The organism is Microbacterium sp. P5_E9 (assembly GCF_054049175.1).
The window spans coordinates 116,724-137,489 of record NZ_JBFUMV010000007.1 but is presented as its reverse complement, the minus strand read 5'-3'; the positions used below and the strand labels follow the sequence as shown (position 1 = coordinate 137,489).

Annotated in this window: 20 protein-coding genes; 14 read left to right on the top strand and 6 right to left on the bottom strand. The window is 70.2% G+C overall.

What is annotated here, in order from left to right:
• Nucleotides 1-18: 18 nt before the first annotated feature.
• The 3 genes from ACXJ3V_RS11555 to ACXJ3V_RS11545 all read left to right on the top strand — a co-directional run bounded on the left by ACXJ3V_RS11555 (nt 19) and on the right by ACXJ3V_RS11545 (nt 2,061).
• A complete protein-coding gene (locus ACXJ3V_RS11555; protein ID WP_457100453.1) occupies nt 19-885 on the top strand; it encodes a spermidine synthase in 867 nt (288 codons plus the stop codon).
• A 129-nt stretch (nt 886-1,014) separates the two neighbouring features.
• Complete coding sequence (locus tag ACXJ3V_RS11550) at nt 1,015-1,542, top strand: hypothetical protein (protein ID WP_457100452.1); 528 nt, start codon at nt 1,015-1,017, stop codon at nt 1,540-1,542.
• 30 nt (nt 1,543-1,572) lie between these two features.
• Complete coding sequence (locus ACXJ3V_RS11545; protein WP_457100451.1) at nt 1,573-2,061, top strand: SprT-like domain-containing protein; 489 nt, start codon at nt 1,573-1,575, stop codon at nt 2,059-2,061.
• Nucleotides 2,062-2,112: 51 nt separating this feature from the next.
• Here ACXJ3V_RS11545 and ACXJ3V_RS11540 read toward each other — a convergent pair whose 3' ends face one another.
• Both ACXJ3V_RS11540 and ACXJ3V_RS11535 read right to left on the bottom strand, forming a co-directional pair.
• A complete protein-coding gene (locus tag ACXJ3V_RS11540; RefSeq protein ID WP_457100450.1) occupies nt 2,113-3,864 on the bottom strand; it encodes a DUF6345 domain-containing protein in 1,752 nt (583 codons plus the stop codon).
• A gap of 123 nt (nt 3,865-3,987) precedes the next feature.
• Nucleotides 3,988-4,623, bottom strand: a complete 636-nt coding sequence (locus ACXJ3V_RS11535; RefSeq protein ID WP_457100449.1) for a 2-phosphosulfolactate phosphatase — start codon at nt 4,621-4,623, stop codon at nt 3,988-3,990.
• Nucleotides 4,624-4,677: 54 nt separating this feature from the next.
• On the opposite strand from ACXJ3V_RS11535, the gene ACXJ3V_RS11530 reads away from it, so the two are divergent.
• Nucleotides 4,678-5,232, top strand: a complete 555-nt coding sequence (locus ACXJ3V_RS11530) for a hypothetical protein (RefSeq protein WP_457100448.1) — start codon at nt 4,678-4,680, stop codon at nt 5,230-5,232.
• Between the two features lie 44 nt (nt 5,233-5,276).
• On the opposite strand, the gene ACXJ3V_RS11525 is transcribed toward ACXJ3V_RS11530, so the two are convergent.
• Both ACXJ3V_RS11525 and ACXJ3V_RS11520 read right to left on the bottom strand, forming a co-directional pair.
• The gene (locus ACXJ3V_RS11525; RefSeq protein ID WP_457100447.1) at nt 5,277-6,749 is read right to left on the bottom strand and encodes an FtsX-like permease family protein; all 1,473 of its coding nucleotides are present in this window, start codon (nt 6,747-6,749) and stop codon (nt 5,277-5,279) included.
• Nucleotides 6,746-7,531: an ABC transporter ATP-binding protein gene (locus ACXJ3V_RS11520; RefSeq protein WP_457100446.1), complete on the bottom strand. Its 786-nt coding sequence runs from the start codon at nt 7,529-7,531 to the stop codon at nt 6,746-6,748. The genes ACXJ3V_RS11525 and ACXJ3V_RS11520 overlap by 4 nt, the downstream gene beginning before the upstream one ends.
• Nucleotides 7,532-7,679: 148 nt before the next feature.
• Between ACXJ3V_RS11520 and ACXJ3V_RS11515 the strand changes: the two genes are divergently transcribed.
• On the top strand, nt 7,680-8,369 hold the full coding sequence (locus ACXJ3V_RS11515) for a hemerythrin domain-containing protein (RefSeq protein WP_457100445.1): 690 nt from the start codon (nt 7,680-7,682) through the stop codon (nt 8,367-8,369).
• Between the two features lie 142 nt (nt 8,370-8,511).
• Here the strand turns inward: ACXJ3V_RS11515 and ACXJ3V_RS11510 are convergent, their stop codons facing one another.
• Together ACXJ3V_RS11510 and ACXJ3V_RS11505 are read right to left on the bottom strand one after the other, a co-directional pair.
• Complete coding sequence (locus tag ACXJ3V_RS11510) at nt 8,512-9,165, bottom strand: response regulator (protein WP_457100444.1); 654 nt, start codon at nt 9,163-9,165, stop codon at nt 8,512-8,514.
• Nucleotides 9,162-10,358, bottom strand: a complete 1,197-nt coding sequence (locus ACXJ3V_RS11505) for a sensor histidine kinase (protein ID WP_457100443.1) — start codon at nt 10,356-10,358, stop codon at nt 9,162-9,164. Before ACXJ3V_RS11505 ends, ACXJ3V_RS11510 begins: the two co-directional genes overlap by 4 nt.
• 269 nt (nt 10,359-10,627) lie before the next feature.
• On the opposite strand from ACXJ3V_RS11505, the gene ACXJ3V_RS11500 reads away from it, so the two are divergent.
• From ACXJ3V_RS11500 to ACXJ3V_RS11460, 9 genes are all read left to right on the top strand, one after another.
• Complete coding sequence (locus tag ACXJ3V_RS11500; RefSeq protein ID WP_457100466.1) at nt 10,628-11,476, top strand: nitrilase-related carbon-nitrogen hydrolase; 849 nt, start codon at nt 10,628-10,630, stop codon at nt 11,474-11,476.
• 47 nt (nt 11,477-11,523) lie between these two features.
• Complete coding sequence (gene hydA, locus ACXJ3V_RS11495) at nt 11,524-12,960, top strand: dihydropyrimidinase (RefSeq protein WP_457100442.1); 1,437 nt, start codon at nt 11,524-11,526, stop codon at nt 12,958-12,960.
• Between the two features lie 8 nt (nt 12,961-12,968).
• Complete coding sequence (locus ACXJ3V_RS11490; protein WP_457100441.1) at nt 12,969-14,003, top strand: TIGR03842 family LLM class F420-dependent oxidoreductase; 1,035 nt, start codon at nt 12,969-12,971, stop codon at nt 14,001-14,003.
• Nucleotides 14,000-14,872 (top strand): ABC transporter permease, encoded by an 873-nt coding sequence (locus ACXJ3V_RS11485; RefSeq protein ID WP_457100440.1) that lies wholly within the window; start codon nt 14,000-14,002, stop codon nt 14,870-14,872. The genes ACXJ3V_RS11490 and ACXJ3V_RS11485 overlap by 4 nt, the downstream gene beginning before the upstream one ends.
• On the top strand, nt 14,869-15,708 hold the full coding sequence (locus ACXJ3V_RS11480) for an ABC transporter ATP-binding protein (RefSeq protein WP_457100439.1): 840 nt from the start codon (nt 14,869-14,871) through the stop codon (nt 15,706-15,708). The genes ACXJ3V_RS11485 and ACXJ3V_RS11480 overlap by 4 nt, the downstream gene beginning before the upstream one ends.
• Nucleotides 15,705-16,466, top strand: coding sequence for an ABC transporter permease (locus tag ACXJ3V_RS11475; RefSeq protein ID WP_457100438.1), 762 nt, complete (start codon nt 15,705-15,707; stop codon nt 16,464-16,466). Before ACXJ3V_RS11480 ends, ACXJ3V_RS11475 begins: the two co-directional genes overlap by 4 nt.
• An 85-nt stretch (nt 16,467-16,551) precedes the next feature.
• Nucleotides 16,552-17,706, top strand: a complete 1,155-nt coding sequence (locus tag ACXJ3V_RS11470) for an ABC transporter substrate-binding protein (RefSeq protein ID WP_457100437.1) — start codon at nt 16,552-16,554, stop codon at nt 17,704-17,706.
• Nucleotides 17,707-17,801: 95 nt separating this feature from the next.
• Complete coding sequence (locus ACXJ3V_RS11465; protein ID WP_457100436.1) at nt 17,802-19,109, top strand: aminotransferase class III-fold pyridoxal phosphate-dependent enzyme; 1,308 nt, start codon at nt 17,802-17,804, stop codon at nt 19,107-19,109.
• A 98-nt stretch (nt 19,110-19,207) separates the two neighbouring features.
• A complete protein-coding gene (locus tag ACXJ3V_RS11460) occupies nt 19,208-20,740 on the top strand; it encodes a CoA-acylating methylmalonate-semialdehyde dehydrogenase (RefSeq protein WP_457100435.1) in 1,533 nt (510 codons plus the stop codon).
• Nucleotides 20,741-20,766 lie beyond the last annotated feature (26 nt).

Below are 20,766 nucleotides of genomic sequence, written 5' to 3'. Positions count from 1 at the left end.
CGCGACTACCGTTGAGATATGGCCAGAGCGCGGTACGAACCCGACGAGGCACCGCAGGCGCGGCTGAGCGACGGCACCATCGCCCGGATCACCAAGTCGGGCTTCACCTCGGGCTTCGAGCTCGAGGTCGACGGCACGCCGCAGTCCCACGTCGACCTCGACGATCCCTCGCACCTGCACTTCGAGTACGTCGCACGCATGGGCGCCGTCATCGACCAGCTCCGGATGCCTCGGCAGCCGCTGACCGCCGTGCACCTCGGCGCCGGTGCACTGACGATTCCGCGGTACGTCGAGCACACCCGGCCCGGGTCGCGCCAGCAGGTGATCGAGCTCGAGCCGGCCCTGGTCGAGCTGGTTCGCGCCGAGCTGCCGCTTCCGCGCGGAGCGTCGATCCGCGTCCGGATCGGCGACGCCCGGGAAGGGCTCGACCGGCTGCCCGCCGGGCTCCTCGGCATGGTCGATCTGCTCGTGTCGGACGTCTACTCGGGCGCGCAGACCCCGGCGCACCTGACCACCGTCGAGTTCTACACGGCCGCCGCACGCCTGCTCGCACCCGATGGCGTGCTCCTCGCCAACGTCGCCGATGGTGCCGGGCTCGCTTTCGCCCGCCGTCAGGTGGCGACCGTGCGGTCGGTGCTGAAGCATGTCATCGTGCTCGCCGAAGTGCAGACCCTCAAGGGCCGGCGGTTCGGCAACCTCGTCATCGCGGCCTCCCCCGCACCACTGCCGACAGAATGGCTGCCGCGACTCATGGCGGCAGGGCCCCACCCGGCGAAGGTCGCGCAGGGCGCCGAGCTCGACGAGTTCGCGCGCGGCGCGCGTCCCGCGACCGACGCCGATGCGACGCCGTCGCCGAAGCCCGCGGCATCCGTCTTCGAGCGCTGACCCGACGCCTCCCCGTCCGCGGCAGTTTTTCGGGCGGCGGGATGACGGGGAGCGGCGTGCCGCGGCTGGCGGGGCACCACGGCCGGGGCACACTGGAACGGCGAGCCGGTCGCGTGGAGAGGAGTCACGGTGAGCTATATCCACGGGTACGACCCGCAGACGCTGCGTGAGCAGATCGACGCCCGACAGTGCAAGGACCGCCTCGCCGAGATCGGCGAGCAGCGCAGCCTTCCCGCTCTGCTCGAGCGCGTGTGGCTGCTGAAGGTGCTCGACCGCCTCGAAGACGCCCTGGTGCTGTCCGAGCTGTCGGTGCGCGTCGCGCGGATGGCCGGCACGCGCAAGGACCTGCTGCGCGCCCGCATCCTGCACGCGTCGGTGCAAGCCCACCGTCGCGCATTCGCCGCCGCCGAGCAGGAGCTCACGATGTGCGCCGACGAGGCCGAGGGGCAGGGGTGGACGGCGATCGCCGCATTCGCCTATCAGCACCGCGGCAAGGTGCACTTCGACGCCGAGGACTTTGCTGCGGCACGCGTCGACTTCAAGCGCGCGCTCTTCCTCCGCCAGGAGTCCGGCGCACCGGACGACCAGCTCGAGCCGACCCTCATCGCGATCGACGCGGCGGACCGGCGACGCGCGGCCGCATCCGTCGCCAGCTGACTGTCGTACCTGCGTTCTAGTCTCGCGGTCATGTCGGAACTGCAACGCGTGCGCGGATGGGCCGATGCCCTCATCGCGCTTCATCTTGATTCCTCGTGGTCGTTCGCGTTCGACAACGCGAAACGCCGCGCCGGCCTGTGCGACTACACGAGCAAGCGCATCAGCGTCTCGCGCTACCTCGCGGCCCGCTACGACGACGACACCAACCACCAGACGCTGCTGCACGAGGTCGCCCACGCCCTGGCCGGACCCGATGCCCGGCACGGTCCGCGCTGGAAGGCCGTGGCGCGCGACCTGGGCTACGTCGGCGGCGTGACGCACGACGGCGAGACGGCCGTCGAACTGGCGCCGTGGGTGGGGGCGTGCGCGGCGGGGCACGTCGTGTACCGCCACCGGCGACCGACGCGCCCCACCTCGTGCTCGAAGTGCGCGCGGCGATTCGACGAGCGCTTCCTGTTCACCTGGACGCGCCGCGAGATCACCCCGGCTGTCCGGCTCGCGGCGATCAGTCCGCGCTGACGGACGAGCGCGGCGCCCCCCAGGAGCGCCGCGCCGCGACATCCGTCCGCTCTAGCAAGGCGAGTAGGTGCACGCCCGATAGGTCGAATTGCGGATGTCGGGACCGACCGTGCCGCGCCCCCACAGGTGGTCGTCCGCCGTATTGGCCGTCGAGTTTCCGATGTAGTACGCGGCAGCGTAGACATCGGGGCCATAAGGATCGCCGTAGCCGTTCGTCGATGGCTGGATCTCTTGAGCGGCACGGAACCAGGCCTGACGCAGCGTCATGCCCGATCGTGCGTAACTCGCGAGGCGCTTGCCCTCTTCGGTGTTGTCGTACGTGACCGCCGCGTACCCGAGCAGCAGGTGCAGGCCGTCGAAGACGCCGCGCCAGCGGTCGTGCACATTGCCGCCGCCGTTGATGATGTCGTCCTGCAGAGGTCCGCAGGCCGCGATCACCGCCCACTCGAGGTTGTTACGCCCCCAATGGTCCGACGGGTTGTTCGGCTGGGCGCCGACGTCTCCGAAGTTCAGCCAGTCGGCGACACCGCCGGTTGCGAGCATCCAGCCGTCCGGACCCGCGTGCCCCGTGTAGAACACGAAATCGACGTCGTCGACGTACTGGTCGTCGTTGCTCACCCAGTCCGACTTCCAGGCGGCCGCGTTGCCCCAGTTGAACTTGCGCTGCCAGCCCTCGGCGGTCATCTCGTCGACGAACCCCTGCGCGTTGGCCTGGCTGCCCCCGAGACCGCCGAACGAGCCGATCCACGACGCGCCGAACGAGCGCGGCCGGATCGCCTCGAGGATCGCCGACAGGTCGATCCCGGAGAGGCCCGGCTTGAGGAAGATCGAGCCGGACGGCCCGCGCGTCAGCAGGGATTCCGGCTGGATCCCCCGTCGGCGCAGCACCGCCGAGCTGACCGTCAGGTCGCTCGGGATCGCCTCACCCGGCTTGATCACGGTCGTCAGGCTGACGGCGCCGTCGTCGGGAACCCGCAGCGAGAAGGCGTCGCTCCGGCGGGGCTGCACCGGCGCCTCGCGGGATGCGGTCTCACCGAACTCGGTCGCGGGAACAAGCGTCACCCGCGAGGGGATCCACTCGTCGCCGTTGCGCACCTCGGCGGTGACCGCATACACGGGGAACAGGACGTCCTGGGCCGAGAACGACGGCGCGCTGTAGTAGCCGAGCTGGGAGCCGGTGAGCCGAACGTTCTTGCCATCAAGGGTGAGGCCCGCCGCCTCGACGGCCTCCTCGACGCTGCGCAGCGGCAGCTCGTCGGCCTCCGTCGCCTCGCGCCAGACGCCGTGCACCCCGACGATCTGCCCGCCGTCGCCGATCGTCGCCCGGAAGCGTCCGCCACCACCGAAGACCGGAAGGGTCTCGCCCTTGATGTCGGCCCGGTTCGACACGTCGACGACGACGTCGCGACCGTAGGTCGCCTCACCCTCCTCCACGCTGCGTCCGGCGTCGCCGTCGGTGACGGTCTTGGACCGGCGAACGGCGGGCTCGGAGTAGCGGAACGGCCCCTTGAGCTCCGGCGTGAGCCGCAGTTCGTCGAGCGCGGCGCGCCCGATGTCGGCGACCGCGTCGTCTGTGGGCACGTCGATGCGCGGGTTGCCCCAGAGGCGACTGAGATCGCCCGCCCAGACGCCGCCGCGGGCACGATCGGCGTCGACCGTGACGTCGAGCCCCCGCACCGTCGTCGTCGCGCCGCGGGACTCGATCCTCAGATCGTGACCGCCCAGCACATCTCGCGCGAGCTTCTCGATCTGGATGTCGTCCTGCCGCGCAGAACTGGTGTGGAAGACAGGTAATGAAGCCATGAACTTCTCCTCTCTGGACGCGCGGATCGGCTGATCCACGCATCAATTGAGGAGTGCGCCCGTGGCCTGTCTGATACAAGATCAGCGACGTGGATTCGGCGGGAACGCCGGTGTGCCTGGCCGTCAGAGCGCGACGAAAAGCCCGTCGCGCAGGACGGGGACGACGGATGCCGCGTCCACCGCCGCCGCCGCGTGCACCTCATCGCGGCGATCGGCGAGCTCGCGCCCGGAGCCGCTCGCCGTGAGCAGGTGCCTGGCCGCGCCGCGCAGCGCGCGGAACGATTCGGCCGCCGCGGCCGCCTCGGGTGAGGAGTGGTCGATGCCCCGGTCGGCGAGCGCGGCGATGACGGCGCCGGCGCCGAGGAAGTCCTCGACGGCGAAGCGGAGCGGGGACGCGGCATCCGTCGACGTCCGCTCGCCTGCGGCGATCACCGCGACGCTCGTGCGGCCGCCTCGGCGCGCCTGCTCGTCCACGACCGCCGCCGCCACCGCGGAGGCGTTGCGCAGGGCGCCGAGCAGCACGACACCGGTGCCCGCCGCGGCCTCGGCCACGACCGCGCCGTTGATCGACGAGGAGCGGCCTTCGATGAGACGGGATTCGACGCCGTCCTCGAGCGCGCGGATCACCGTCGTCGAGAACCGCAGCACGTCGACCACGACGATCACGTCGGCGGGCGCGAGACGGGCAAGCCCCTCGGTGCCCCACTCCAGGCGCACCTGGTAGGTCGACTGGTCGAAGGCGTCGGGCGTGGCAGGCATCCGTCCAGCGTAAGCGGCGACCGGCTGAGCCACCTCGAGTGCGACACTGAGGTCATGCGTGTGCTGCAGAAGCTGATCATCGACTGCGATGCGGATGCCGCGTGGCGGGCGCTGCACTCCCCTCGGGCTGTCGCCGAGCTGTACGGCCCGCTCATCGACCTCGACCCGCTCGACCCGTCGGGTCTGCCGACCAGCTGGGAGCCAGGCGGTGAGGTTGCGGTGCAGCTGCTGCTCGGCGGTCTCATCCCGATGGGCCGGCAGCTCATCCACGTGAGCGACCGGACGGTCACCGATCCAGGTCCCTCGGCGGGGCAGGTGCGGATCTTCCGGGACAGCGGCATCCCGCTGTCGGGACCGCTCGCCGAGCTCGACGTCTGGGACCACCAGATCGCGGTCTCCCCCGTGCCGGGCGACCCGAGCCGCACGCTGTGGCGCGATCGCCTGGTGATCGGCGGCGCGATGGCCCCGATCCTGTGGCCCGTGCTGTGGTCGGTCTGGCAGTGGCGCGGCGCGCGGGTGCGTGCGCTCGCGCCGGGCTGGGCGCACGACCCTGAGCTGGCGGAAGCGGATCCCGAACTCGGGAAGAAGGATGCCGCGGCCGAAGCCTGACCGCGGCATCCCGTCGGCGACCGGTCCCGAGCCGGCCGCCGGATCTACTCGGCGAGCGCCTCGACCGGGGCGACGCGGGTGGCCAGCCGGGTCGGCACGACCGCCGCGACGAGGGTGAGCACCGCGGTCGCGACGACGATCACGAGGATCGGCCAGAACGGCACCGCGGGCCAGACGAAGGTCGCCACGACCGGCGCGTCGGGGTTCGTCGGCACCGAGCCGAGCAGCGACTGCGCGCCCGCCCAGCCGTAGAGCACCCCGAGGAGCAGCCCGGTCACGGTCGCCGTGATCGTGATGTGCGCGGCTTCGAGCAGCACCATCCTGCGCACCTGCCCGTTCGAGACGCCCAGCGCCCGCAGCAGGCCGAGCTCGCGGCGACGCTGCACCACCCCGAGAGTCAGCAGGTTGACCAGGCCGACTCCGGCGATCACCGCGGACACGCCGACGAGGCCCATCATGATCGCCGCGAACGAGTCGAGGAGCGTTCCCATCTGCTCGGGCAGCGCACCCCCGTTGGCGGCGGTGATGACGGCCTTGGTCGACTCGATCGCGACGGCGAACATTGTCACGAGCGTCACGCCCATCACGACGCCGATCGCCATCCGGCTCGACCGCTCGGGATACCGCAGCGCGTTCTCGGCGGCCAGGCGCGCGGTCGCCGACCCACCGAAGAGGCGTCCGACGAGCCGCAGCGCAGGGGGCATCACGAGCGTGGCGCCGAGCGCCAATCCGGTGAACGAGAGGATGCCGCCGACGAACGCCACCGCGACCCCCAGTGGGGTGACGAGCCCAGCGAGGATCCCCAGCGCGAGCAGCGCTCCGCCGACGATGAAGAGCACCAGCGCCGCGACGTTCCGCCCGGTACGGTGCACGACGGCGTCGTGGGAGGCCTCCACCGACCCGCCGAGCGCCTGCAGCGGCGTCACGGTCAGCACCCGGCGCGATCCGGCCCAGGCGGCCGCCCACGTCGTGAGTGCGACGACGAGCGCGGGCAGCAGCAGCTCCGCACGCACGAGGGCGTACGGGATGTCGCCGAGCCCCAGCATCCGTCCCGCCAGCCACGACCCGGCCGCCGCGATCGCGAGGCCCCCGGCGAGGCCGAGGACCGCACCGATGACACCGACGACGAGACCCTGGCGCGCGATCTCGGTGCGCTGCGACCGCGCCGAGGCGCCGATCAGCCGCAGCAGCGCGATGCGGCGGGTGCGGCCGGCGACGACGGTCGCGAAGGTGTTCGCGGTCACGATCGACGCGACGTAGACCGCGACGCCGACGAGCAGGAAGGTCATGAAGCTCAGGACGAACGCGAGCGTGCCGCTGCCGCCGATGAACGGGTCGGCGCGCAGCATCGCGCCGATGTACGCCGTCGCCGAAAGCAGCACGACGCCGAACGCCGTGGAGATCGCCGCGACGAGCACGCTCGCGCCCATCCCGCGTTCACGCAGCCACGAGAAGCGGACGGATGCCTCGGCCGCGCCGGCTCGGATCCGCGGGGCGTCGAGGGCAGCGGCGGTCATGCCCGCACCTCGTCGGCCGCATCGACGCCGAGCTCGGAGGCGAGCATGTACGCCGAGATCTCCTCCGCGGTCTGGCGCGATTTGTCAGCCACGATCCGCCCGTCGCCGAGGAAGATGACGCGGTCGGCGTGGCTCGCCGCGACCGGGTCGTGCGTGACCATCGCGATCGACTGGCCATGGTCGCGGCTCGCCGCCGCCAGCAGCCCGAGCACCTCGCGGCCGCTCCGCGAATCGAGATTGCCGGTGGGCTCGTCGGCGAACACGAGGTCGGGTGCCGTGGCGAGCGCGCGGGCGATCGCGACGCGCTGCTGCTGCCCGCCGGACAGCTGGTGCGGGCGATGCCGGAGCCGGTCGGCGAGGCCGAGGGTCTCGACAAGGCCGTCGATCCGCGCGCGCTCCAGCGCCGATGGGCGGCGGCCGTCGAGGTCGAACGGGAGGGTGATGTTGGCAATCGCGTCGAGGGTCGGCACGAGGTTGAACGCCTGGAAGACGAACCCCACCCGGCGGCGCCGCAGGATGGTCAGCTCGAGGTCGCTGAGCCCCGTGATCTCGGTGTCGCCGATCCAGGCGCGACCCTGGGTCGGGGCATCCAATCCCGCCATGATGTGCATGAGCGTCGACTTGCCCGATCCGGACGGCCCCATGATCGCGGTGAACTCGCCGCGGCGGATGCCGACGGTGAGCGCGTCGAGGGCGGTCACGGCACTGCCGCCCGCGCCGTAGGTCTTTGTGAGCTGCTGCACCCGCGCGGCGAGGCCCAGGTCGGTCGTTGTGAGTTCCATGCTCCGACGGTACGAACCGGCAGGTCCTGGGCGCGTCGGCCGGGAGAGGCATCCGGCTACATCGCAGGGATGATCCTCTTCCCGCGAAGGTGCGCGCGGGGCTATCGTCGCGACAGGCCCGTGGGGGGCCGGATGGGGAGGATCCAGCATGCCCGCAACACCTCTGCCGCCGAGCGGCGATGTCCCGGCGAAGGCCAAGACGTGCGACGCGAGCGGGATGATCGAGATCCACCGGATGTTCCGTCGGAGTTTCGGCGAGGGACCAGACCTCGTCGGCCGCGTCAGCGAGGGCGACACCGCACATGCGGCGGCGGTGGCGACTCAGCTCGAGACCATATCGACCGGCCTGCACGCGCATCACGAGGGCGAGGACCAGCGCCTGTGGGGACCGCTCGAAGAGCGCGCGCCGTCGTGCACGGTCCATGTCGAGCGCATGAAGGCCCAGCACGCCGAGCTCCTGGTGCACCTCACCGCGCTCGATCGCGCGCTGCCGGCATGGCGGGCTTCGGCGAAGGCGACGGATGCCGAGCCCGTGCTCACGGCGCTCGGCGGCGTGAACGCGGCCATCGCCGTGCACCTGCCGGACGAGGAGACCAACATCGTGCCCGTCATGGAGTACACGATCACCGAGCCCGAGGCCGAGTGGTTCGCCAAGCACGGGCGGAACTCGATCCCGAAGGGGCAGACCTGGCAGCAGCTCGGCGAGATCCTCGCGTCGCAGCCCGACGGCGGCGACGAGTGGCTGCACAAGCACATGCCTGCTCCGGCGCGGCTGGCCTGGCGGTGGCTCGGCAAGCCCAAGTACGCGAAGCACCGGGCCGCCCTCGAGGGGCGCTGAGTTCGGGTCGTTTCGTCTCGCTTCGCTCGCTCAACGACCGGTCGGCGCGATCGGTCGCGCTGCCGAAACCGCCATCCGCGGTCGTTGAGTTCGGGCGCGTGAGGCGGTTTCGACCGCGCCAGCGTGCGGGTCCGCTCAGCGCTCAGGCGAGGCCGTGCTCGAAGGCGAACACGACCAGCTGCACGCGGTCGCGCAGGCCGAGCTTCGTCAGGACCCGGCTGATGTGGGTCTTCACCGTCGCCTCGGAGAGGAACTCACGCGCCGCGATCTCCGCGTTGGACAGGCCCCGGGCGGCGAGCGCGAAGATCTCCCGCTCTCGCTGGGTGAGCGCGCCGTAGGCGGGCGGCACGGGCCGGGGTGCGGCATCCGTGAATCTCGCGAACAGCTCTCGAGTGGCGGATGCCGCGATCACGGCCGACCCCGAGTGCACGGTGCGGATCGCGGCGAGGAGGAACTCCGGGTCGGCGTCCTTGAGGAGGAACCCGCTCGCGCCCTGGCGGATCGCCCGCGCGGCGGCCTCGTCGAGGTCGAAGGTCGTGAGCATCACGATGCGCGGGGGCTGCGGGTCGAGCAGCAGCTCGGCGGTCGCCGCGAGGCCGTCGAGCACCGGCATCCGGATGTCCATCAGCACGACATCCGGCGCGGTCCCGCGCACGACCTCGATCGCCTCTCGCCCGTCGGCTGCTTCGCCTACGACCTCGAGGTCGGGCTGGGAGTCCACGAGCATGCGGATCCCGGCCCGGAACAGGGCCTGGTCGTCGACGAGCACGACCCGGATCGGCGGGCGCCCGCTCAACTGCCGGCCCCTTCGATCGGGAGGGTGGCGCGCACGATGAACTCGCCGGCCTCGGCGCCGGCGTCGAGGCGACCGCCGGTCAGCTGCGCCCGTTCGCGCATGCCGATGAGTCCGTGGCCGCCACCGGCTCCGGGCGCGGCCCCGCCGGAGACAACGGGCAGCGGGTTGCGCACCTCGAGCTCGACCCGGTCGGCCAGCCAGCGCAGCCGCACCGACACCGGGGCGCCACCGCCGTGCCGGAGGGCATTTGTGAGCGCCTCCTGGAGGATCCGGTAGACCGCGAGCTGCACCGACGCCGGTGGCGTCCCGGGCGGCGCCGGATCGACATCCACCCGCAGCTGCACCCCGGCCGCGCGCACGTGGGCATAGAGCGCCTCGAGGTCGGCGATCGTCGGCTGGGGCCCATCGCCCTGGCTGTGCCGCAGCTGGGTGAGCAGCAGCCGCACGTCCGCGAGCGCCGCACGCGCGGTGGACGAGATCGTCTCGAGCGCCGCGGATGCCGCGGGATCGGACTCTCGCGATGACCCGGCTGAGTCGGCGGCTGCGAGGGCATATCGCGCCCCGTCGGCCTGCGCGATCACGACCGCGAGCGAATGGGCGACGACGTCGTGCATGTCCCGCGCGATCCGGACGCGCTCCTGCTCGGCGACCGCATCCGCCTCGGCCAGCTCCTTCGCCGCCCTGTTCTCGCGGGCGCGCAGCGCGGTGCGCATGAGCGCGCCGACCGTCCACGACAGCAGCAGCGCGAACAGCGCCGCCACGAGCACCGCGAGCGCCGTCGTGATCGACGAAAGGCTCATGCCGCCCAGGGCCATCGAACCGCCGAACACGTAGACCGTGATGACTCCCGCCCCGACGATCGCCGAGGCGAAGCCGAGCCAGAACACGAGGCGACTGCCGTAGGCGGCGGTCGCGTAGAGCACGGCGAAGATCGCGAGGTCGACAATGCTCGGACCCCGCCCGAACCCCATCTGCACGATGGCCCCCGCCCAGGCCGCGGCGAGCGCGATCCCCGGCGACAGTCGCCGGACGGCGAGCGCGCCGGCCATCAGCAGCGTCACGAGCACGGTCGAGAGCGCGTTGAAATCGACCGCGCGTCCGAGCTGCAGCTCCAGGGGGGCGATGACGAGCGCGAACAGCCCCGCCAGCGCCACGTCGACGACGAGCTGTGGGGTGCGCAGGGGGCGGAACACCGTTTCACGGTACGCGAGACCGGATGCCGCGGCATCCGTCTCGCGATGTATCCAAGTCGGCGGCGCCCACGATTCCTAAGGTCGGCCCATCCCACCATTGCCCCGAGCGCCGGGAGGCTTTACTGTCACGACACAGGCCGAAACCATTGGGAAATGCGGATGCAGAAGGATCAGGGCAGACGCAGGGGTCGGCATGACATCCGACCGGACCCGACCGGTTCGATCGGCGACAGCACGAAGTGGTTCACCGGGCCACGGATGGAGACATGATGGCGACTGTACGTGCGGCGATCACCCAGACCACCTGGACCGGCGACAAGGAGTCGATGCTCGACAAGCACGAGCAGTTCGCCCGCGACGCCGCCGCCGACGGCGCGCAGGTGATCTGCTTCCAGGAGCTCTTCTACGGGCCCTATTTCGGCATCACCGAGGACAAGAAGTACTACCGCTACGCGGAACCGGCCGACGGTCCGATCGTGCAGCGCTTCGCCGCCCTCGCCGCGGAGCTGAATCTGGTGATGATCCTCCCGATCTACGAAGAGGACATCACCGGCGTGTACTACAACACGGCAGTCGTCGTCGATGCGGACGGCACGATCCTGGGCAAGTACCGCAAACACCACCTCCCGCATCTGGACCGGTTCTGGGAGAAGTTCTACTTCCGTCCAGGCAACCTCGGCTACCCGGTGTTCGACACCGCGGTCGGCAAAATCGGCGTCTACATCTGCTACGACCGGCACTTCCCGGAAGGCTGGCGCGAGCTGGGCCTGAACGGCGCGCACATCGTGTTCAACCCGAACGCGACCAAGCCGGGCCTGTCCAACCGCCTGTGGGAGGTCGAGGGACCGTGCGCGGCCGTCGCGAACGGCTACTTCGTCTTGCAGCCGAACCGCGTCGGGCTGGAGGACAACGAGTACGGCGACCTCGCCGTCGACTTCTACGGCACCAGCCAGGTGATCGATCCGCGCGGCAACTTCGTCGGCGAGCGCGGCTCGGGCACCCACGAAGAGGTGCTCATCCGCGACCTCGACATGGACATGGTGCAGCAGATGCGCGACGACTGGCAGTTCTATCGCGACCGTCGGCCGGACTCGTACACGATGATCGCGAAGCCGTGACCCGACCCCCCGGTGATCGAGTAGCGACGAAGGAGCGTATCGAGATCATGGCAACCACACTCATCAAGGGCGGCACGGTCGTCTCGGCGACCGGCCGCAGCGCAGCCGACGTCCTCATCGACGGCGAGACGATCGTCGCGGTGCTGCAGCCCGGCTCGGAGCTTCTCGGGACGGATGTCGCGGCATCCGTCGATCGGGTCATCGACGCAACCGGCAAGTACGTGATCCCGGGCGGGATCGACGCGCACACCCACATGGAGCTGCCGTTCGGCGGCACCGCGGCGATCGACACCTTCGAGACCGGCACCCGGGCGGCGGCCTGGGGCGGCACGACGAGCATCATCGACTTCGCCGTGCAGCGATACGGCGAGCGCGTGCAGGACGGCCTGGCCGCCTGGCACGCGAAGGCCGCGGGCAACTGCGCGATCGACTACGGGTTCCACCAGATCATCGGCGGCGTCGACAGCGACGCCCTGGCGGCGATGCCCGGACTGATCGACGAGGGCATCACGAGCTTCAAGCTCTTCATGGCGTATCCACGCGTCTTCTACTCGGACGACGCCCAGGTGCTCAAGGCGATGCAGGTCTCGCGCGAGACCGGGCTGCTCACGATGATGCACGCCGAGAACGGGCCAGTCATCGACGTGCTGGCCGCGCAGCTGATCGAAGAGGGCAAGACCGACCCGTACTTCCATGGCATCGCGCGCGCCTGGCAGATGGAGGAGGAGGCGACGCACCGCGCGATCATGATCGCGAACCTCACCGGCGCGCCGCTGTACGTCGTGCATGTCAGCGCGAAGCAGGCCGTGGAGCAGCTCGCCGCGGCGCGCGACAAGGGGCAGAACGTGTTCGGCGAAACGTGCCCGCAGTACCTGTACCTGTCGCTCGAGGAGCAGCTCGGCGCGTCCAGCGAGGAGTGGGGCCGGTTCGAGGGCGCGAAGTGGGTGTGCTCGACGCCCCTGCGCTCCCGCGCGGAAGGCCACCAGGACCACATGTGGCAGGCGCTGCGCACGAACGATCTGCAGATGGTCTCGACCGACCACTGCCCGTTCTGCATGAAGGATCAGAAGGAGCTCGGGCTCGGCGACTTCCGCGCCATCCCGAACGGGATCGGGTCGATCGAGCACCGCATGGACCTCATGTACCAGGGCGTCGTGACCGGGAAGATCACGCTGGAGCGCTGGGTGGAGCTCACCTCGACGACTCCGGCCCGCATGTTCGGGCTGTATGGACGCAAGGGCGTGATTCAGCCCGGCGCCGACGGTGACGTCGTCGTGTACGACCCGAACGGGCACACGAGCATCGGGCTCGGCAAGACCCACCACATGAACATGGACCACTCCGCATGGGAGGGGTTCGAGATCGACGGGCACGTCGACACCGTCCTGTCCCGCGGCAAGGTCATCGTCGACGGCGGGGAGTACCTCGGGACCAAGGGGGACGGGCGATTCGTCAAGCGCGGACTCAGCCAGTACCTGACGTGAGGAGCACCATGGACTTCGGAGTCGTCCTCCAGACCAACCCGCCCGCGTCGCGGACGGTCCAGCTCGCGAAGCTCGCCGAGGCGCACGGCTTCAGCCACGTGTGGACGTTCGACTCGCACCTGCTCTGGCAGGAGCCGTACGTCATCCACTCCGCGATCCTCGCCGAGACGAAGCGGATCATGGTCGGCCCGTTCGTGACGAACCCTGCGACGCGGGACTGGACGGTCACGGCATCCGTCTTCGCCACCCTCAACGAGATGTACGGCAACCGGACCGTGTGCGGCATCGGCCGAGGCGACTCGGCGGTGCGGGTCACCAACGGGTCGCCCGTCACGATGTCGGAGCTGCGCGAGTCGATCCACGTGATCCGCGAGCTCGCGAACTCCCGGCCCGTCGAGTACAAGGGCGCGACCCTGCAGTTCCCCTGGAGCCGCGGCTCATCGCTCGACGTGTGGGTGGCCGCGTACGGGCCGCTCGCCCTCAAGCTCGCCGGCGAGGTCGGCGACGGGTTCATCCTCCAGCTCGCCGACATCGACATCGCCGCCTGGATGATCAAGACGGTGCGGGATGCCGCGGCCGCCGCCGGCCGAGACCCCGACGCGCTCGCCTTCTGCGTGGCCGCGCCCATGTACATCGGCGACGACTGGGCGCACATGCGCGACCAGTGCCGCTGGTTCGGTGGCATGGTGGGCAACCACGTCGCCGACATCGTCGCGAAGTACGGCCCCTCGACGGGCTCATCCACCGGCGACGCGGTACCCAAGGCGCTGACCGACTACATCGCCGGGCGCCACGGCTACGACTACAACTCGCATGGTCGGGCGGAGAACGACCACGTCGACTTCGTGCCGGACGAGATCGTCGACCGCTTCTGCATCCTGGGCACGGCGGCGGAGCACACCGCCAAGCTCGAGCAGCTGCGGGACCTCGGCGTCACCCAGTTCGCGGGCTACCTCCAGCACGACAACAAGGAGGAGACCATGCGCGTCTACGGGGAGAGCATCATCCCCGCGTTCTCGGCGCATGTGACGGCGAAGGCATGAGGCGCCGAGTCCGCCCCATCATCCTCGGCGTCGCGGGGGTGTTCCTGATCGCCGTGGCGTGGGAGCTCTACAAGTCGCTGGCCCCCGACACCGGCGTCATCCTTGCCGGGGTCACCGTCCTCCCCCGCACGACCGACATCGCGATGCCCCACATCGCGGACATGATCGCGCGCGCCCTCGAGCCCGTCACCCGCGCACCGGGTTCACCGCCGCTTTGGCTCGCGGCGCTGGCAGCCGCGGCGTTCAGCCTCGGCATCGCCGCCGTGGGGTGGGCGATCGGCGTGACCGTCGGCTTCGGCATGGCGGTGCTCATGCAGCGATTCCGCACCGCACAGTCGGCCATGCTCCCGTGGGTCGTCCTCAGCCAGACCGTGCCGCTCATCGCCCTCGCGCCGCTCGTGCGGCGCTGGGGCGCGCAGCTCGAGGTCGGAGCGTTCCGCTGGGAGGACTGGATGTCGGTCGCGGTGATCGCGAGCTATCTCGCCTTCTTCCCCGTGTCGATCGGGGCGCTGCGCGGGTTCTCGTCACCGGATGCCGCGCACCTCGACCTGATGCGGTCCTACGGCGTCGGCTGGTGGCGCACCTTCATCACCCTGCGGCTGCCGGCGAGCGTCCCCTACCTGCTGCCCGCACTGCGGCTCGCCGCCATCAACGCGGTAGTCGGCACGGTGGTCGCCGAGGTGTCGATCGGCCTGCGCGGCGGAATCGGCAGGTCGATCGTCGAGTACGCGGCAAGCGGCAGCTCCGACCCCGCCAAACAGTGGTCCCCGATCTTCGGCGCGATCCTGATGGGGCTCGTCGCGGCGGGGGCGGTCGCGCTGATCGGCGTGCTGCTGCGCCGCTACCGCCGCACGGAGGTGAACGCATGAGCACCCCAGCGACGCCCAGCGCCGAGGCATCCATCGCGGAACGGGCAGTGACCGTACGGGGCGTCGACAAGATCTTCCGCACCGGCAGGAACACCACCGTGCAGGCCCTCGAGGGCATCGACCTCGATGTCGCGCCCGGCGAGTTCGTCTCGCTGATCGGGCCGAGCGGCTGCGGCAAGTCCACGCTGATGCGCCTCATCGCCGACCTCGACGAGCCGACCGGCGGCACGATGACGGTCTTCGGCAAGACGCCGCGGCAGGCGCGGCTCGACCAGGACTACGGGATCGCGTTCCAGCAGTCGGGACTGCTGCCCTGGCGGACGGTCCGGGCGAACATCGAGCTGCCGCTCGAGCTGCACGGCGTAGACCGGCCGGCCCGCCGTGCGCGCGCCGACGAGCTCATCGCCCTCGTGGGGCTCGCCGACTTCGCCGATCGGCACCCCGACCAGCTCTCCGGCGGGATGCAGCAGCGCGTCGCGATCGCGCGAGCCTTCGCGGAGCGGCCCCGGCTGCTCCTGATGGACGAGCCGTTCGGCGCGCTCGATGAGATGACCCGTGAGACCATGCAGACCGAACTGGCGCGCATCTGCGCCGAGACGGGCGCCGCCGTCGTGTTCGTCACCCACTCGATCCCCGAGGCTGTCTTCCTCTCCGACCGGGTGGTGGTGATGTCACCACGGCCCGGCCGCATCCGCGAGATCCTCGACATGGGGCTGCGCAGCGACCGCACCGCCGAGCTGCGCGAAGACGCCGCCTTCTTCGAGCGCGTGAGCGCGGTGCGCGAGGCCCTGCACGGCGCACCGCAGACCGGGGCGCGCGGAGTGGAGACGCGATGACCGCCGCGCGGTGGCGGGATCTCATCGCACCGATCGTGCTGGGAGTCGTGGCGATCGTGCTCTGGCAGCTCGCGGTGACCGTCTTCCAGCTCAAGCCGTTCGTGGTGCCTGGACCGATCGCGATCGGCGGGCAGTTCGCCGAGAAGCTCGAGGTGATCCTGGTCGCAAGCCTCGGCACGGCCCGCAACGCGCTGGCCGGGCTGATCGTCGGCACGGTCATCGGCGTGGTCTGGGCGCTGCTGGCGGCCGCCTGGCGCGCGATCGACGAGCTGAGCGCACCGACGATCACCGCCCTCGCCGTGATCCCGATCGTGGCGCTCGCCCCCGTCTTCTACGCGATGTTCGGCGCCAGCGTCGAGACCGGGCGGCAGATCGTCGCGGCGATCGCGGTGTCCATTCCGATCTTCTTCAATGTCCTGCGCGGGCTCCGGCAGGTGCAGCCCATCCACCGCGACCTCATGCGCGCCTACGCGGCCTCGTCGTGGCAGATCTCCCGCACCGTCACACTGCCCGGCGCACTGCCGTACTTCTTCACGGGACTGCGGATCGCGTCATCCCTCGCCGTCATCTCCGCCCTCGTGGCGGAGTACTTCGGCGGTCCGGTGTCGGGCCTGGGAAAGGCGATCACCTCGGCGGTCTCGTCGAGCAACTATCCCCTCGCGTGGGCATTCGTGCTCGGCGCGATCCTGACCGGGCTCGTCTTCTACACCGCGACCTACGCGCTCGAGGCTGCAGCCCTCGCTCGGACCCGCCCCTGACGGCGACGCCCCCAGACCACCGGCTGCGATCGGCCGGATGCAGGAAGCAACACAGCACAAGCACCACACACACAGGAGGAAGCACATGAAGCACAGCACACGACTGTCGCTCGGCATCGGTGCGACGGTCACAGCCGCCGCGCTCATGCTCAGCGGCTGCTCCTCGTCGGACTCATCGTCCGAGGAGAGCGCATCGGGCGACGACGCGCTGACGCCGGTCACGCTGCAGCTGCAGTGGGTCGCGCAGGCGCAGTTCGCCGGCTACTACGCCGCTGTCGCCGAGGGCTACTACGAGGACGAGGGCCTCGACGTCACGATCCAGGAGGCGGGCACCGACACGGTGCCGATCGACGCCCTCGCGGCCGGCGATGTCGACTACGCGATCTCGTGGGTGCCGAAGGTGCTCGGTTCGATCGAGCAGGGCACGAACGTCACCGACGTGGCGCAGATCTTCGAGCGTTCGGCCACGACCCAGATCTCGTTCAAGGACAAGGACATCACCACGGCGGCCGATCTGAACGGCAAGAAGGTGGGCAGCTGGGGCTACGGCAACGAGTGGGAGCTGTTCGCCGGCATGCAGAAGGCCGGCATCGACACCACGTCGGACATCACGCTCGTGCAGCAGGCGTTCGACATGAACGGATTCCTCGCGGGCGACATCGATGCAGCGCAGGCGATGACCTACAACGAGTACGCGCAGGTGCTGGAGACGGTGAACCCCGCGACCGGTGAGCTCTACCAGCCCGATGACCTGAACGTCATCAACTGGAACGACGAGGGCACCGCCATGCTCCAGGATGCGATCTGGGCGGACGCGTCGCGTCTGGCGGACGACGCGGACTATGCCGACACCACGGTGAAGTTCATCAAGGCCTCGATCAAGGGCTGGATCTTCGCTCGGGACAACCCTGAGGAGGCTGCCCAGATCGTGACGGATGCCGGGTCCACTCTCGGCACCAGCCACCAGCTGTGGATGACCAATGAGATCAACAAGCTGATCTGGCCCTCCACGAACGGCATCGGCATGATCGACAAGGCGGCGTGGGACCAGACGGTCGGAATCGCCCTGGACACGAAGAACGACACCGGGTCGACGATCATCACGCAGGACCCGCCGGAGACCGCCTACTCGAACGAGTACGTGGAAAAGGCGCTCAAAGAGCTGAAGGATGAGGGTGTGGATGTCGACGGCACCGACTTCGCACCGCTGACCGTCGAACTGCAGGAGGGCGGCAACTAGCCGTTCTCACCGAGCGAGCGGAGTGGGGCGTTTCGTCTCGCTCCGCTCGCGGGGCGACCGGGCGGGCAATGCAGCAGCAACGGAAGGAACCACCAATGACCGAGGATCTCGACGCGAAGGCGAAGGAGCTCGACCGCGAGTACGTCTTCCACTCCTGGCTGGCGCAGGCGGGGCTCGACCTGCCCGTGATCGCCGGCGGAGCGGGCACCACGGTATGGGATCACGCGGGCAATCGCCTGCTCGACTTCTCCAGTCAGCTCGTCAACGTCAACATCGGGCACCAGCATCCGGCCGTCGTCAAGGCGATCCAGGATCAGGCCGCGCTGCTCGCGACCATCGGGCCGGCCACGGCGAACCTCGCCCGCGGCGAGGCGGCGCAGCGCATCCTCTCCAAGGCGCCCGCCGGGTTCCGCAAGGTCTTCTTCACCAACGGCGGCGCCGACGCGAACGAGAACGCGATCCGCATGGCGCGGCTGCACACCGGCCGCGACACCGTGCTCTCGACGTACCGCTCGTACCACGGCAACACCGGCGCGGCGATCGTCGCGACGGGCGACTGGAGACGGATGCCGAACCAGTACGCCCGCGGACACGTGCACTTCTTCGGCCCCTACCTGTACCGCAGCGAGTTCTGGGCGACGACGCCCGAGGAGGAGTCGGCCCGGGCGCTGCACCACCTCGAGCGCGTGATCCAGTCCGAGGGTCCCGCCACGATCGCCGCGATCCTGCTCGAGACGGTGCCTGGCACGGCCGGGATCCTCGTCCCACCGCCGGGCTACCTCGCCGGGGTCCGCGCGCTGTGCGACCGATACGGGATCATCCTCATCCTCGACGAGGTGATGTGCGGCTTCGCGCGCACCGGCCGCTGGTTCGCGTTCGAGGGCTACGACGTGGTGCCCGACCTCATCACCTTCGCCAAGGGCGTCAACTCCGGCTATGTGCCGGTCGGTGGCGTGATCATCTCGGATGCGATCTCGGCGACCTTCGACGACCGGGTCTTCCCCGGCGGACTCACCTACAGCGGCCATCCCCTGGCCGCGGCATCAATCATCGCCTCGATCGACGCGATGGATGCCGAGGGCATCGTCGAGAACGCCCGCCGCGTGGGCGCAGACATGATCGGCCCTGGGCTCGCCGACCTCGCCGAGCGGCACGCCCTCATCGGCGAAGTGCGCGGCGAGGGCGTCTTCTGGGCGCTCGAGCTCGTCGCCGACCCCGCCACGCGCGAACCCGTCGGTGCGGACGTGATCGGCCGGCTCAAGAAGGAGCTGACTGCGCGGGGCCTCCTGCCCTTCACCGCGGACAACCGGATCCACGTCGTGCCGCCGTGCGTGGTCACCGACGACGAGGTCGGCCAGGCGCTGGCGATCTACGACGAAGCACTGACCGCCGTCGAGGCGTAGCCGCGCCCACGCCCGCGTCCCGGTGTGCCCTATCCCTCACCGAAACCGCGACTTACCCTGGATTCACACGTGCCCACGAGGCCAGACGAAGGAAGACCATGACTGACACCACCACACTCGAGCAGACGAAGGAGTCTGCTACCACGATCCTCGACCACTGGGTCGACGGCGGCACATGGGCGGGGGCATCCACCCGCACGTCCCCCGTCTACAACCCGGCCTGGGGCACGGTGCAGCGGGAGGTGCGGCTCGCCTCCACCGCCGACGTCGACGACGCTGTCGCGTCGGCATCCGCAGCCTGGGCGCAGTGGCGCGACGCGTCGATCGCGAAGCGCCAGGGCGTGCTGTTCGCCTTCCGCGAGCTGCTGAACGCGCGCAAGCAGGAGCTCGCCGAGATCCTCACCTCCGAGCACGGCAAGGTGCTCTCGGACGCGCTCGGCGAGATCGCGCGCGGCATGGAGGTCGTCGAATTCGCGTGCGGCCTCGGCCACCTGACGAAGGGCGCCTACTCCGAGAACGTCTCGACGGGCATCGATGTCTACACGCTGCGTCAGCCGCTCGGCGTCGTCGGGATCATCAGCCCGTTCAACTTCCCCGCGATGGTGCCGCTCTGGTTCTTCTCGATCGCGCTGGCCGCCGGCAATGCCGTGATCCTCAAGCCCTCGGAGAAGGATCCTTCCGCCGCGAACTGGATGGCCGCGCTGCTCACCGAGGCGGGCCTGCCCGATGGGGTCCTCAACGTGGTGCACGGCGACAAGGAGGCCGTCGACGCCCTGCTGGAGCACCCCGACGTGCGCGCGATCTCCTTCGTCGGCTCGACGCCGATCGCCCGCTACGTGTATGAGACCGCGACCGGCCACGGCAAGCGCGTGCAGGCCCTCGGCGGGGCGAAGAACCACATGCTCGTGCTTCCGGATGCCGATCTCGACCTCGCCGCGGACGCCGCGGTCAACGCGGGCTTCGGTTCAGCCGGCGAGCGCTGCATGGCCATCTCGGTCGTGCTCGCGGTGGACGCCGTCGCGGATCAGCTCATCGAGAAGATCTCCCAGCGCATGGGAACCCTGCGCACCGGCGACGGCACCCGCGGCTGCGACATGGGCCCGCTCATCACCAAGGTGCACCGCGACAAGGTGGCGTCGTACATCGACGTCGCCACCGCGGACGGCGCGACGGTCGTCGTGGACGGCCGCGGCGTCGAGCCCGACGGCGACCCGGACGGCTTCTGGCTCGGTCCGACCCTCATCGACAAGGTGTCGACGTCGTCGGCGGTCTACCGCGACGAGATCTTCGGCCCGGTGCTGTCGGTGGTGCGCGTCGACGGGTACGAGGACGGCCTCGGCATCATCAACGCGAGCCTCTACGGCAACGGGACCGCGATCTTCACGAACGACGGCGGCGCCGCGCGGCGCTTCCAGCGCGAGGCGCAGGTCGGCATGATCGGCATCAACGTGCCGATCCCGGTGCCGGTGGCGTACCACTCGTTCGGCGGCTGGAAGGCCTCGCTGTTCGGGGACGCGAAGGCGTACGGGCCGCACGGCTTCGACTTCTTCACCGCCGAGAAGGCGATCACGTCACGCTGGCTCGACCCGTCGCACGGCGGCCTGAACCTGGGCTTCCCGCAGCACACCTGATTCGGGGCTCGGCCGAGAAACCACAT